The organism is Streptomyces sp. TAA486, from assembly GCF_000426165.1.
Genome location: NZ_AUEV01000008.1, coordinates 26,309 through 39,516 on the forward strand (window position 1 = coordinate 26,309; position 13,208 = coordinate 39,516).

Annotated in this window: 15 protein-coding genes; 12 read left to right on the forward strand and 3 right to left on the reverse strand. The window is 70.5% G+C overall.

Annotated elements, in window-relative coordinates:
- Window positions 1-62 precede the first annotated feature (62 nt).
- The 4 genes from argJ to I004_RS0112895 are packed head-to-tail and all read left to right on the forward strand — an operon-like array spanning window position 63 to window position 3,973.
- The gene (gene argJ, locus I004_RS0112880) at window positions 63-1,217 is read left to right on the forward strand and encodes a bifunctional glutamate N-acetyltransferase/amino-acid acetyltransferase ArgJ (protein ID WP_028435841.1); all 1,155 of its coding nucleotides are present in this window, start codon (window positions 63-65) and stop codon (window positions 1,215-1,217) included.
- Window positions 1,214-2,167: an acetylglutamate kinase gene (argB, locus tag I004_RS0112885; protein ID WP_028435842.1), complete on the forward strand. Its 954-nt coding sequence runs from the start codon at window positions 1,214-1,216 to the stop codon at window positions 2,165-2,167. Before argJ ends, argB begins: the two co-directional genes overlap by 4 nt.
- Window positions 2,164-3,399: an acetylornithine transaminase gene (locus I004_RS0112890; protein ID WP_028435843.1), complete on the forward strand. Its 1,236-nt coding sequence runs from the start codon at window positions 2,164-2,166 to the stop codon at window positions 3,397-3,399. Before argB ends, I004_RS0112890 begins: the two co-directional genes overlap by 4 nt.
- Before the next feature lie 19 nt (window positions 3,400-3,418).
- A complete protein-coding gene (locus I004_RS0112895) occupies window positions 3,419-3,973 on the forward strand; it encodes an arginine repressor (protein WP_028435844.1) in 555 nt (184 codons plus the stop codon).
- A gap of 134 nt (window positions 3,974-4,107) precedes the next feature.
- On the opposite strand, the gene I004_RS0112900 is transcribed toward I004_RS0112895, so the two are convergent.
- Both I004_RS0112900 and I004_RS0112905 read right to left on the reverse strand, forming a co-directional pair.
- A complete protein-coding gene (locus I004_RS0112900; RefSeq protein WP_028435845.1) occupies window positions 4,108-5,007 on the reverse strand; it encodes an aminoglycoside phosphotransferase family protein in 900 nt (299 codons plus the stop codon).
- A gap of 199 nt (window positions 5,008-5,206) precedes the next feature.
- A complete protein-coding gene (locus I004_RS0112905; protein WP_028435846.1) occupies window positions 5,207-6,106 on the reverse strand; it encodes an SCO6745 family protein in 900 nt (299 codons plus the stop codon).
- A 258-nt stretch (window positions 6,107-6,364) separates the two neighbouring features.
- Between I004_RS0112905 and I004_RS0112910 the strand changes: the two genes are divergently transcribed.
- The 8 genes from I004_RS0112910 to I004_RS0112945 all read left to right on the forward strand — a co-directional run bounded on the left by I004_RS0112910 (window position 6,365) and on the right by I004_RS0112945 (window position 12,143).
- Window positions 6,365-7,228: a hypothetical protein gene (locus I004_RS0112910; protein WP_028435847.1), complete on the forward strand. Its 864-nt coding sequence runs from the start codon at window positions 6,365-6,367 to the stop codon at window positions 7,226-7,228.
- On the forward strand, window positions 7,225-7,668 hold the full coding sequence (locus I004_RS33685) for a GntR family transcriptional regulator (protein WP_051344995.1): 444 nt from the start codon (window positions 7,225-7,227) through the stop codon (window positions 7,666-7,668). The genes I004_RS0112910 and I004_RS33685 overlap by 4 nt, the downstream gene beginning before the upstream one ends.
- A 68-nt stretch (window positions 7,669-7,736) precedes the next feature.
- Window positions 7,737-8,114, forward strand: a complete 378-nt coding sequence (locus tag I004_RS0112920; RefSeq protein WP_028435848.1) for a DUF488 family protein, N3 subclade — start codon at window positions 7,737-7,739, stop codon at window positions 8,112-8,114.
- A 152-nt stretch (window positions 8,115-8,266) separates the two neighbouring features.
- The gene (locus I004_RS0112925; RefSeq protein ID WP_028435849.1) at window positions 8,267-9,463 is read left to right on the forward strand and encodes an argininosuccinate synthase; all 1,197 of its coding nucleotides are present in this window, start codon (window positions 8,267-8,269) and stop codon (window positions 9,461-9,463) included.
- Between the two features lie 108 nt (window positions 9,464-9,571).
- On the forward strand, window positions 9,572-11,029 hold the full coding sequence (gene argH / locus I004_RS0112930; protein WP_051344996.1) for an argininosuccinate lyase: 1,458 nt from the start codon (window positions 9,572-9,574) through the stop codon (window positions 11,027-11,029).
- Window positions 11,030-11,101: 72 nt separating this feature from the next.
- The gene (locus tag I004_RS0112935; protein ID WP_106965332.1) at window positions 11,102-11,521 is read left to right on the forward strand and encodes a phage holin family protein; all 420 of its coding nucleotides are present in this window, start codon (window positions 11,102-11,104) and stop codon (window positions 11,519-11,521) included.
- Window positions 11,518-11,877: a DUF3618 domain-containing protein gene (locus I004_RS33690; protein ID WP_037976075.1), complete on the forward strand. Its 360-nt coding sequence runs from the start codon at window positions 11,518-11,520 to the stop codon at window positions 11,875-11,877. The genes I004_RS0112935 and I004_RS33690 overlap by 4 nt, the downstream gene beginning before the upstream one ends.
- Window positions 11,853-12,143: a DUF4235 domain-containing protein gene (locus tag I004_RS0112945; RefSeq protein ID WP_246531125.1), complete on the forward strand. Its 291-nt coding sequence runs from the start codon at window positions 11,853-11,855 to the stop codon at window positions 12,141-12,143. Before I004_RS33690 ends, I004_RS0112945 begins: the two co-directional genes overlap by 25 nt.
- 185 nt (window positions 12,144-12,328) lie before the next feature.
- On the opposite strand, the gene I004_RS0112950 is transcribed toward I004_RS0112945, so the two are convergent.
- Complete coding sequence (locus tag I004_RS0112950) at window positions 12,329-13,009, reverse strand: lysophospholipid acyltransferase family protein (RefSeq protein ID WP_028435853.1); 681 nt, start codon at window positions 13,007-13,009, stop codon at window positions 12,329-12,331.
- Window positions 13,010-13,208: the final 199 nt, after the last annotated feature.

Genomic DNA, 13,208 nt, shown 5'->3' on the forward strand with positions numbered 1-13,208 from the left:
CGCGACGGAAGCGGCGGCACCGGCCCGCAGCCCGGCGGCAGCGAAGCGAACGGAGAAGCAGAGTGAGTGTGACAGCGGCGAAGGGGTTCACGGCTGCGGGCATCGCGGCCGGTATCAAGGACAGCGGGGGAGAGGACCTGGCGCTCGTCGTCAACGACGGGCCGGGCCGTGCGGCCGCCGGCGTGTTCACGGAGAACCGGGTCAAGGCCGCGCCGGTGCTCTGGTCCCAGCAGGTACTCAAGGGCGGCCGCGTTTCGGCCGTCGTGCTCAACTCCGGTGGCGCCAACGCCTGTACGGGCCCGCTCGGCTTCCAGGACACACACGCCACGGCGGAGCAGGCCGCCGCCGCCCTCGGTCACAGCGCGGCCGAGGTGGCCGTCTGCTCGACGGGCCTCATCGGCACGCGGCTCCCGATGGACAAGCTCCTGCCGGGAGTCGACGCCGCCGCGGGCCGGCTCTCCGAGCACGGCGGTGAGAAGGCCGCTCTGGCGATCAAGACCACAGACACGGTGCACAAGACGGCCGTGGCGCAGGGCTCCCGCGGGTGGACGGTCGGCGGTATGGCCAAGGGAGCGGGCATGCTCGCACCGTCCCTGGCCACCATGCTGGTGGTGCTGACCACCGACGCCGACCTGGACTCCGCCGCACTCGACGAGGCGCTGCGCGAGGCCACCCGCACCACGTTCGACCGCATCGACTCCGACGGTTGCCTCTCCACCAACGACACGGTGCTGCTGCTCGCCTCCGGCGCAGCCGAAGTCGTCCCCGACCGCGGGGAGTTCGCCGAGGCCCTGCGGTCCGTCTGCGACGACCTGGCCCAGCAGCTCATCCGCGACGCCGAAGGCGCGTCGAAGGACATCCGCATCGAGGTCAGGGGGGCGGCGAGCGAGGTCGACGCCGTCGAGGTCGGACGTTCCATCGCACGGAACAATCTGCTCAAGTGCGCCGTGCACGGGGAGGACCCCAACTGGGGCCGTGTGCTGTCCGCGATCGGCACGACCGGCGCGACCTTCGAACCGGACCGGATCGACGTCGCCGTCAACGGCGTGTGGGTGTGCCAGAACGGCTCCGTCGGAGAGGACCGCGGCAAGGTCGACATGCGCTACCGCGAGGTGCGCATCACCGCCGACCTCGCCGCCGGCTCCCAGTCCGCCGTCATCTGGACCAACGACCTGACGGCCGACTACGTCCACGAGAACAGCGCGTACAGTTCATGACCGATTCCGTGCACCCCACCCGCAGGCACACCGCGCTGCCCAAGGCGCGGACGCTCATCGAGGCCCTGCCGTGGCTCACGCGGCACAACGGCAAGACCGTCGTCATCAAGTTCGGCGGCAACGCCATGGTCGATCAGGAGCTGAAGGCAGCCTTCGCCCAGGACGTGGTCTTCCTGCGGCAGGCCGGTCTGCGTCCCGTCGTCGTGCACGGCGGCGGCCCGCAGATCAGTGCCCAACTGAGCCGCCTCGGCCTGGAGTCGGAGTTCAAGGCGGGCCTGCGCGTGACCACGCCGGAGACGATGGACGTCGTACGGATGGTCCTCTCCGGACAGGTCCAGCGCGAGCTGGTCAACCTCCTCAACCGGCACGGCCCGCTCGCCGTCGGCATGACCGGCGAAGACGCCCACCTCATGGCTGCGACGAAGCGCTACGCCCAGGTCGACGGTGAAGAGGTCGACATCGGCCGCGTCGGCGACATCGACAGCATCGAGACGGGAGCCGTGCAGGCTCTGCTGGACGACGGCCGGATCCCCGTCATCTCCTCCATCGCGCGCAGCGCCGACCCGTCCGACAGCGAGGACGCGGCGGGAGAGGGTGGCGGAGTCTTCAACGTCAACGCCGACACCGCCGCGGCCGCGCTGGCCGCCGCTCTCGGCGCGGAGACGCTGATGGTGCTCACCGACGTCGAGGGCCTGTACGCGGACTGGCCGGACAGCGACGAGGTCGTCAGCGAACTCACCGCCACGGAACTGGAGAAGCTGCTGCCGGAGCTGGCCAGCGGAATGGTCCCCAAGATGGAGGGCTGTCTGCACGCCGTACGCAACGGGGTCCGCACCGCACGCGTCCTGGACGGCCGCGTACCGCATTCGATCCTGCTGGAGATCTTCACCGACGAGGGCATCGGCACGATGGTCGTGCCGGACAAGCGCGAGGGAGAGCCCACGCCATGACCACCACGGAAGGAACGGCCGGCGCCCCGGGGGCGACGGCCACCGCCAACTCGGCGCTCACCGGCCGCTGGCAGTCCTCCCTGACCGACAACTACGGCACGCCGCGGATACCCCTGACGCACGGTCACGGCGCCACGCTGTGGGACGCGCAGGGCACCGCCTACACCGACTTCGTCGGAGGGATCGCCGTCAACGCGCTGGGCACGGCACACGACGCCGTCGTACGGGCCGTCTCCGACCAGATCGCCACGCTCGGACACGTCTCGAACCTCTTCATCGCCGAGCCGCCCGTCGAACTGGCCGAGCGACTCCTGGAGTTGTCGGGCCGTCAGGGTCGCGTCTTCTTCTGCAACTCCGGTGCCGAAGCCGTCGAGGCCGCGGTGAAGGCGGGGCGTCGCACGGGCCGTACGCACATGGTCGCCACCGAGGGCGGCTTCCACGGCCGCACCATGGGCGCCCTCGCGCTGACCGGGCAGCCCGCGAAGCAGGCACCGTTCCAGCCGCTGCCCGGTGACGTCACCCACGTGCCCTACGGCGACGCGGAGGCGCTGCGTGCCGCCGTCACCACGGACACGGCGCTGGTCATCGTCGAGCCGGTGCAGGGGGAGAACGGCATCGTGGTGCCGCCCGAGGGCTATCTCGCGGCCGCCCGCGACATCACGCGTGCCACCGGGACGCTTTTCGTCATCGACGAGATCCAGACAGGTATCGGACGTACCGGCCACTGGTTCGCCTGCCAGGCGCAGGGTGTGGAACCGGACATCATCACCCTGGCCAAGGGTCTGGGCGGCGGCCTTCCGCTGGGCGCGACCATGTTCTTCGGGGAGGCGGAGGGGCTGCTGACACCGGGTCAGCACGGCTCCACCTTCGGCGGCAACCCGGTCTCGTGCGCTGCGGCGCTCGCCGTGCTGCGGACCCTCGAAGAGGAGGCGCTGCCCGAACGCGCGGGGCAGCTCGGGGAGCGTCTGCGTGACGGGATCTGGTCGATCGGGCATCCGCTCGTCGAGCAGGTCCGCGGAGCGGGACTGCTGCTGGGTATCGTGCTCACCGAGCCCGTCGCACCGCATGTGCAACAGGCGGCTCAGGATGCGGGGTTCCTGGTCAACGCGGTCGCGCCGGATGTCGTACGGCTCGCACCGCCGCTGATCGTCACCGAGGACGAAGTGGATGCTCTCGTCCGCGCCCTCCCCGCCATCCTGGACGCCGCGGATGGCGGGAAGCAGAGCCGATGAGCCGAAGGGGACCGCGCCGATGACCGAGGGCTACGCGCAGGAGCAGGAGCTGGGCAGCGGTTACGGGGGCCAGGCCGTACCGCAGACCCGCACCGCCCGGCACCGCAGGATCGTCGACATCCTCAACCGGCAGCCGGTGCGCTCGCAGAGCCAGCTCGCCAAGCTCCTCGCGGACGACGGGCTCTCCGTCACGCAGGCCACGCTCTCCCGTGACCTGGACGAGCTGGGCGCGGTGAAGATCCGCAACACCGGCGGCGAGCTGATCTACGCCGTCCCCAGCGAGGGCGGCGACCGTACGCCGAAGGCACCGCTGGGCGAGTCGGCGAGCGAGGCGCGCATGGCCCGCCTCGCGGGTGAACTCCTCATCTCCGCCGAGGCGTCGGCGAATCTGGTCGTCCTGCGCACACCGCCCGGCGCCGCGCAGTTCCTCGCCTCCGCCATCGACCAGGCGGGCGTCCACGACATCATCGGCACCATCGCCGGCGACGATACGCTCCTGCTCATCAGCCGTGCCGCCGATGGCGGGCCGGCCCTGGCGGGACATCTGCTGAACCTGGCTCAGAAGGAGCACTAGGGGCTGCCGCCAAGGTGGAGCGAGGTCGTGGACGATCAGGCGCCGTGGCTCGCGGGGGTCAGGGGTGGTCTGACGGGCGGCCGGTCTTGGCGTCCGAAGCCGTCGTTGCCTCTGAGTCGAGCGCTGGGCCCGGCTCAGCCTTCGTCCAGCACCGTCCGGATCACGTGCCGAGCGTTGTGCGCCATCGCGGGGTTCGTCCTCCGGTAGTAGGGCAGCGCGATCAGCGCCTGCGACAGCGTCCGGCCGCGGCCCCGGATCCAGGCCGCGTCGTCCACGCCGAGCGCCTTGCGGAAGACTTCTCTCGCCTCGCGCGGCAGCAGATTCCACGCCGGGAACAGGTCGCAGGCCGGATCCCCCGTCCCCATGCACCCGAAGTCGATCACCGCAGTCAGCCTGCCGCCCTCGACCAGCAGGTTGCCCGGCATCAGATCGCCGTGCAGCGACACCGGCGGCCCGTCCCAGTCGGGAGCCCGCAGGGCCTCCTCCCATACGGCGGCTGCGGCATCGCAGTCCACGTCCTCTTCGGGGATGCCGCGCAGCTCCTTGATCGCCGCCCGGGTCTCGTCGTCCAGGGAGGCGACAGGCCCGCCCCGGTGTGCCTCGGGCGCTTCGGGCAGGGTGATGCTCCGCATCGCCGCCACGAAAGCGGCGAGATCCTCGGCCAGCAGCACGGGCTCGCTCAGTGCCCCCGGTTCGGGATGTTCGCCCGTGAGCCACCGGTACACCGACCACGGCCACGGATACCCCTGGGCGGGCTCCCCGGCGCCGAGCACCTCAGGGACGCGCGTGGGCAGTTGATGCGCGACGCGGGGCAGCCACTCCTGCTCCAGCAGCACGTCTCCGGCCCCGCCCTGCACCAGCGGGAGCCGTACGACCATGTCGTCGCCCAGCCGGTACATGGCATTGACCGTGCCGCCGGACGGCCACCGCTCCACCGCCAGTCCCGCCCACTGGGGGAACTGTCCGGCGAGCAGCCGGCATACAAGGTCGTCGTCAACGGGATGCATACCAGGATGCATCTGCCCCGTGCTCATGGATGTCACCGAACACCGGAGGCCACCGGGCGTCAAATGACTTTTCGGGCAGGGCAATTGGGCAACTCGACCTGCACGCTTCGGGCGTGAACTGCCCCCACTGGCATGCCTGTACGCGAACGGCGGCACCCGGAGCGGCAGTTGAGAACCTCGCCCCAGGATGCCGGTCCGTCGCGTCAGGTGGAGCAGGGCCATGGAGCTAGGCCGCCTCCTGCGGGCGTGGCCCGGGCGCCTGCACCGTGAGGATGCCCAGCGTCGACTGCGAAGGAAGCATGCCGGCTCCGAGGACAGCGCCGAGCAGGGGACCGGTGAGTTCCGCGAGCCGCGCGCAGCCTTCGGTGCCCAGCGCCCGGTACGGCCCCTCGGCCAGTTCGTCCGTCCTCCGCTCGATCTCGTCACGCTCACGGCGTCCCAGGTCCGTGGCGGTGCCTGACGCGTCCAGCCAGCCGCGCGCGGCCAGGCGTTCCCGCGCCTCGTCCCACTCCTGTTCGCTCCATCCACGGGAGTCGAAGTTCGCCCGCGGTGCCGCGCCGATGCCTGCGAAGGAGACCAGGGCTTCGCACCCGTCCAGTCCGGCCGCGAGCAGGGCCGCCAGATGCCCGTCGCCGCGGTGCTCCCGCAGCACGGTGGTGGCCTGCCACAGGACGAGGTGCGGTTCCTCGGGCCAGGGCAACGCGGCGTTGGCGGCGGCCAGCGGGCGCCCCGGCAGTTCCGCCGCCTCGGCGGCAGTGCGTGCCAGCTCCGCCGCCTCGGCGATGCCGGCGGCGTCGATGCCACCGCCCAGCAGCTCCTTCAGCGTCCGGTCCACGCCGCGCATGCGGGCCTCAAGTACGTGCCGGGGAGCGGCGGTCCGCCACACAGCCGGGACGTGCGTGGCGACGGTGCGCGCGCTGAAGCTGTAGAAGGACGCGGTCACGACCTCGGGGGCCACGGGGCCCAGCGGTGCCGCACGCAGTGCGAAGTACCAGGGCCAGCGCTCGCCGGCGGGGTAGCCGAGTGCCGCTCCCTCCTCGGCGACCTGTGGTGAGAAGTAGACGAAGGCATGGAGAGGTTCGAGCTGATGCCACAACTTACGGGCGAGTCCTGCGATATCGGTCATGACGGGTAAGCGAACCAGTCAATGTGAACGCTGTCAACATGTACTCGGGCTCGTCGGCTCGACCCGATGGGTGTCAGGTCCACACGTTCGCGCGCGTGGTCGTCGTCGGTGTTCGAGGGTGAAGTCGCCGACGCGGCAAGGCGGTTGAGGTCCACCCCTGTTCAATGTATCGACTGTTTGACACATTCAGCCGCGGCCGCTTACTGTACCAACGACCTGATACAAGTGAGCCAGAACGGCTCGTCAAGGGGGAATCCGATGCTCAACGTCCCTGTGGTCCTGCTCGTTTCCGTTCCGATCGTCGCGGGGTTGCTCCTTCTCCTGATACCGACCCGCACACCGGCAACGGATCCGGCGGGACCCACGCCGCCGCAGCCCCGTCGCATCGCCTACTGGCGCCGGGGGAGCCTCGTTGCCGGACTCGTCGCCGCCGCCGCTCTCACGCAACTCAGCACCGGTGGCAACGACGTTGCCGCCTTCCTGGCCGGTCCGGCACTCGGCGTCTGTGTGCTGGCCGGCTGCCTGGCGGGTGAACTGTGGTTGCCCGCGCGGAAGGCGCCGGTGCGTGCCGCGGCGCTGCGTCACCGTCGTGTCCGCGACTACTTCCCCCGCCGTCTCGTGATCCGTCTAGCCGCATTGACGGTGCTGCTCGCGGGCATGCTGACGCTCACGCATCTGCACTTCGCGGGGGTCTCAGCGGCCGGCTGGGTGTGCGGCAACCGACACAGCCTGGTGCTCTACATGTCGGACGGGTTCGGGCTCTCGTATGCGATGCCCGTCCTGGCAGCGCTCGGAGTGGGCGCCGCCCTCTCCTTCCTCGCGCTGCGACGCATCGCCGGACGTCCACCGCTCGACTCGGATCCCGATGCCCTGGACGCGGACGAGCGGCAGCGAGAGACGTCGGCCCGCGCCGTGATCTTCGCCTGGGGAGCTGCCGTCTCCGCGACCCTCGCCGCCGGGGCGCTGGCCCCCGGGGGTGTCCTCGATGGCTTCTGCCCCACATCCTCTGCCGACCTCCCGAGCATCCTGGCCACACTTTCGGGAGCGGCGGGGATCATCTGCCTGGTGCAGTTCCTGGTGCAGCTCGTCCGCATCCCCGGCGGGGGCAAGGACGCCGGATGAAGCCGCAGACGGTCCATGTGGACACCACGAGCCCGACGCCGCCGTACGAGCAGGTCCGCGCGCAGCTCGCCGACCTGATCATGGGCGGGTATCTGCGGGTCGACGCCCGTCTTCCGTCCGTACGTCAGCTGGCCACGGACCTCGGCCTCGCGCCGGGTACCGTCGCCCGCGCCTATCGGGAGCTGGAGTCAGAGGGACTGATCCGGTCGCGGCGCGGTGCCGGTACCAGGGTCACGCCCCCGCAGGACCGCGTCCGGCATGAGGAGGAGCTGCTGGCGGAGGCCGCTCGGGCCTACATCACCGCGGGGCGCAGCCTCGGAGCGGACGACGAACTCCTGCACGTGGCGCTGCGCGCCGCGCTCCGGGCGGAGGAGGCGGATCTGCCGGCGCCCTCGGACGGGGCGCGTGACCCGGACGGCCGGAAGACCCCGCCAGGCTGAGTGAGCCTGGCGCACCGGCCCCGGGCCGCCGATGCGCGGCCCGGAGGCCCGTGTCCCACCCTTGAGGCATGACGAAGCCGAGGAGTGTGAGGGTGCGCCGCGTGTACGAGGAGACCCGGCCCCGCGAGGACGGGCTGAGGGTGCTGGTGGACCGGGTGTGGCCGCGCGGGATGAAGAAGGAGGATGCCCGGCTGGACGAGTGGGCCAAGGCGATCGCCCCGTCCACCGAGCTGCGCAAGTGGTACGCCCACGACCCGGAGCGATTCGGGGAGTTCGCCGAGCGCTACCGCGCCGAGCTGGCGGAGCCCGAAGCGCGCGAGGCGCTCGACCGGCTCCGCGAGCGCCTGGACGGAGGGACGGTCACCCTGCTGACCTCCGTGAAGGAGGAGCAGCTGGACCGCAGTCATGCGGCGGTGCTCAGGCAAGAGCTCGGCGGCACCGGCTGAACGAACCTTCGCACGGCACGGCACGGCACGGCACGGCACGGCACGGCACGGCCGCGCGGCCGCTCCGCACACCTCTGACCAGCCGCGTTGACGAAGCATACAGAGCAGTGCATACTTATGCCCATCAGCGTATGCACTGTAAGGAGAACCCCGTGACTGAGCGCGTCGTACTCGCCTACTCGGGCGGCCTTGACACCTCCGTCTGCATCGGCTGGATCGCCGAGGAGACCGGGGCCGAGGTCGTCGCCGTCGCCGTCGATGTCGGCCAGGGAGGCGAGGACCTGGACGTCATCCGCAAGCGTGCCCTCGCCTGCGGTGCCGTCGAGGCCGAAGTGGCGGACGCCAAGGACGAGTTCGCCGACGAGTACTGCCTCCCGGCGATCAAGGCCAACGCGCTCTACATGGACCGCTACCCGCTGGTCTCCGCCCTCTCCCGGCCGACCATCGTCAAGCACCTGGTCGCCGCCGCGCACAAGCACGGTGCCACCACCGTCGCCCACGGCTGCACCGGCAAGGGCAACGACCAGGTGCGGTTCGAGGCCGGCATCTCCTCCCTCGCGCCCGACCTGAAGTGCATCGCCCCGGTCCGGGACTACGCGATGACCCGGGACAAGGCGATCGCCTTCTGCGAGGACAAGGGCCTCCCGATCGCGACGAGCAAGAAGTCCCCGTACTCCATCGACCAGAACGTCTTCGGCCGGGCCGTCGAGACCGGCTTCCTGGAGGACATCTGGAACGGGCCGATCGAGGACGTCTACGAATACACCGAGAACCCGGCGACCCCGCGTGAGGCCGACGAGGTGATCGTCACCTTCGAGAAGGGCGTCCCCGTCGCGATCGACGGCAAGCCGGTCAGTGTCCTCCAGGCGATCCAGCAGCTCAACGACCGGGCGGGCGCCCACGGCGTCGGCCGGATCGACATGGTCGAGGACCGGCTGGTGGGCATCAAGTCCCGTGAGGTGTACGAGTCCCCGGGCGGCATCGCGCTGATCACCGCGCACCAGGAGTTGGAGAACGTCACCGTCGAGCGTGAACTGGCCCGCTACAAGCGGCAGGTCGAGCAGCGGTGGGCCGAACTCGTCTACGACGGACTTTGGTTCTCCCCGCTCAAGCGCGCCCTGGACGGCTTCATCGACGAGGCCAGCGAGCACGTCAGCGGCGACATCCGGATGACGCTGCAGGGCGGACGGGCCGTCGTCACCGGCCGGCGCTCCCAGCAGTCGCTGTACGACTTCAACCTCGCGACGTACGACAGCGGAGACACCTTCGACCAGTCGATGTCCAAGGGCTTCATCGAGCTGTTCGGCATGTCGAGCAAGATCGCCGCCAAGCGGGACCAGGCCCAGTAGTCTCACCTCCCGGCCCGCCGGCCAGGGCCGTACGCACCACCCTTCAGCCGCCTCCCCGTCGCATCCGGCGGGGAGGCGGCCTGTTACGAGCACCGAGGAGAACACCCCATGACCGGGAACGAAGCGCCGCGGACCCCAGGCGCAGCCGCAGACCAGGACGTAAGGCTGTGGGGCGGGCGCTTCGCCGACGGACCCTCCGAAGCGCTGGAGAAGCTCTCCGCGTCCGTGCACTTCGACTGGCGCCTCGCGCCGTACGACATCGCGGGCTCCCGGGCCCACGCCCGCGTACTGCACAAGGCCGGCCTCCTCACCGCCGAGGAGCTGCGGCAGATGATCGACGGACTCGACCAGCTCGAACGGGACGTCGCCGACGGCACGTTCACCGGCACCATCGCCGACGAGGACGTCCACACGGCCCTGGAACGAGGACTTCTGGAGCGGCTCGGGCCGGACCTCGGCGGGAAGCTCCGCGCGGGCCGTTCACGCAACGACCAGGTCGCCACGCTCTTCCGCATGTACCTCCGCGACCACGCCCGCATCATCGGCGGCCTCCTCGCGGACCTCCAGGAAGCGCTCGTCGGTCTCGCCGAGGCTCACCCGGACGTGGCCATGCCGGGCCGCACCCACCTCCAGCACGCCCAGCCCGTCCTCTTCGCCCACCACGTGCTCGCTCACGCACAGGCCCTCTCGAGGGACGCGGAGCGGCTGCGCCAGTGGGACGCGCGCACCGCGGTCTCCCCCTACGGCTCCGGCGCGCTCGCCGGGTCGTCGCTCGGTCTCGACCCGCAGGCCGTCGCCGCGGATCTCGGCTTCGAGCACGGCTCGTCCGCCAACTCGATCGACGGGACGGCTTCCCGGGACTTCGTCGCCGAGTTCGCCTTCATCGCGGCGATGACCGGCGTCGACATCTCGAAGATCGCGGAGGAGATCATCCTCTGGAACACCAAGGAGTTCTCCTTCGTCACGCTGCACGACGCCTTCTCCACCGGCTCGTCGATCATGCCGCAGAAGAAGAACCCGGACATCGCCGAGCTGGCACGGGGCAAGTCCGGGCGCCTGATCGGCAACCTGACGGGGCTCCTCGCCACGCTCAAGGCGCTGCCTCTCGCGTACAACAGGGACCTCCAGGAGGACAAGGAGCCCGTCTTCGACTCCTGCGACCAGCTGGAGATGCTCCTGCCCGCCTTCACCGGCATGCTCGCCACGCTCACCGTCCACCGGGAACGCCTCGCCGAGCTGGCGCCCGCCGGTTTCTCCCTGGCCACGGACATCGCTGAGTGGCTCGTGCGGCAGGGGATCCCGTTCCGCGTGGCCCACGAGGTCGCGGGGGAGTGCGTGAAGGTCTGCGAGCGCGAGGGCATCGAGCTGGACGAGCTCACGGACGAGCAGTTCGCCGCGATCTCCCCGCATCTGGGCCCGCAGGTTCGCGAGGTCCTCACCGTCCCCGGGGCCCTGGCGGCACGTGACGGCCGCGGCGGCACCGCCCCTTCGGCCGTGGCCGTCCAACTCGCGGAGGTACGGGATGATCTTGCCGCGCAGCGCGAATGGGCCGCTGACCGGCGGTGATATCGGCGCAGGCGTAGCCGCGCCGGGGGAGGGCACCCGGTTGGCCTCCCGATAACGAAGCGAGGCGAAGCGATGATCGGATCTGTGCGTCACCGGCCCGACGAGACGAACCACAAGACCGTCGCCGAGCTGACCAAGCGTGCATCCGAGCAGCTCAGCGACGTCGTGCGCAGCGAGATGCGTCTTGCGCAGGCCGAGATGAAGGAGAAGGGCAAGCGTGCCGGCTTCGGCGGCGGCATGTTCGGCGGAGCCGCGATCATGGGGCTGCTGGCCCTGTGGGCGCTGGTCTTCGCGGCGATTGCGGGCATAGCAGTGGCGCTGCCCGTATGGGCCTCGGCCCTGATCGTCGCCGGCGGGTTGCTGCTGGTGGCCGGTGGGCTGGCACTGGCGGGGAAGCATGAGCTCGGCTCCGCCGGACCACCGAAACCCGAGAAGACCATCGACAGCGTCAAGGCCGATGTCGATGCGATCAGGGAAGGAGCCCACCGATGACGCGCAAGTCCGGCACCGCCGGTGACAGCCGGCAGCTGCGCGCGGAGGTCGAAGAGGCCCGTGAGCAGCTGGCCGGCACGGTCGCCGAGCTGGCGGGCAAGGCGGACGTCAAGGCCCATGCGCGGGAGATGGCGTCGCACGCCAGGTCAAAGGCTCTGTTCGAAGTGAACGAGGCCAAGGCCAGGATGCAGCACACGGCGGAGGAGGCCGCGGACCGTGGCTTCACCAAGCCCGGTGCCGCCATCGGAGCCGTAGGCGCCATCGGCGCCGCCGCCCTGGCCGTGTACATGATCCTGCACCGGCAGCGCGCGAAGCAGGAGCATCATTGGATGTGCCTCAAGCACTGGAAGGGGTGACCGGCGTGGCCAAGCTCCTCTTCAAGCCCTTCGCGATCCTCTCCGGCATCCTCGGCGGAGTGATCGCCAGTGCGGTCTTCAGCAAGGTGTGGAAGGCCGCCACGCACGAGGACGACACCCCGGACGCCTCCGACGAGGAGCGCGGCCTGAAGGAGATCCTGTCCGCCGCGGCGCTCAAGGGCGCCATCGCGGGTGTGGTCAAGGCAGTGCTCCACCGGGGCGGCGCCAGCGGGGTACGCGGCCTGACGGGGACCTGGCCGGCCTGACCGGAGGGTCTCCCGCCCCGGATGTCACCGGACGGAGGGGAGGGGCGCTTCGGGCCGCCGGCTCGAGGCGCCCCCTTCGCGTCCTTCGCCCGCGTCCTGGCGTCCGCCGGAGCACTCGTCGAGCGTGCCCGGCCCGGACTCCCGGGTGACCGGGGAGCGGGACGGGACGGCCGTCCGAGTTCGGGTCAGGCGGCCTTCGCCTTCGTGGCGTAGACGTCGACGTACTCCTGGCCGGAGAGGCACATGACCTCGCTCATCACCTCGTCCGTCACGGCACGCAGCACGTAGCGGTCGCGGTCCATGCCCTCGTAGCGGGTGAAGTCGAGCGGCTCGCCGAAGCGCACGGCGATGCGCCGGCCGGGAGCGGGACGCGGCAGGCCCTTGCCGCCGGGCTGGAACGCGTCGGTCCCGATCATCGCGAACGGCACGACGGGTGCTCCGGTCATCAGCGCGAGACGGGCGATCCCCGTGCGGCCGCGGTAGAGGCGGCCGTCGGGGGAGCGGGTGCCCTCCGGGTAGATGCCGAAGATCCGGCCCTCCTCCAGGATCCGGCAGCCCGTCATGAGCGCCGCGACGCCTCCCCGTCCGCCGTCGCGGTCGACGGGGATCATGCCGACGCCGGTGAAGAACCACGCCATGAAGCGGCCCTTGAGGCTGCGCCCCTTCACGTACTCGTCCTTGCCGATGAAGAAGACCTGGCGGTCGGTGACCAGCGGCAGCACCATCGAATCGATGAAGGTGAGATGGTTGCCGGCGAGAATCACCGGACCGGAGCCGGGAATTCGCTCCGCCCCTTCCACCTGCGGGCGCAACAGCACCCGCAGGAGCGGGCCGAGCAGTGCCTTTATCAGACGGAAACGGGACAACGGTTCCTCCGGTCGGTGACGGTTGTGCGCGAAACCGCGCAGGTGAGGACGATACTTGCCGCTCGAAGCGGCCCGCACACCGGGGTCATGAGACCGATACACGGAGTTGACACGGAATACCGTCTCTTCACCGTCTCTCGTACGTCATGCCGGAGTGCGTCAGAGTGTCATGTTGGCCGTGTTTCCCGCATGTTCGGCC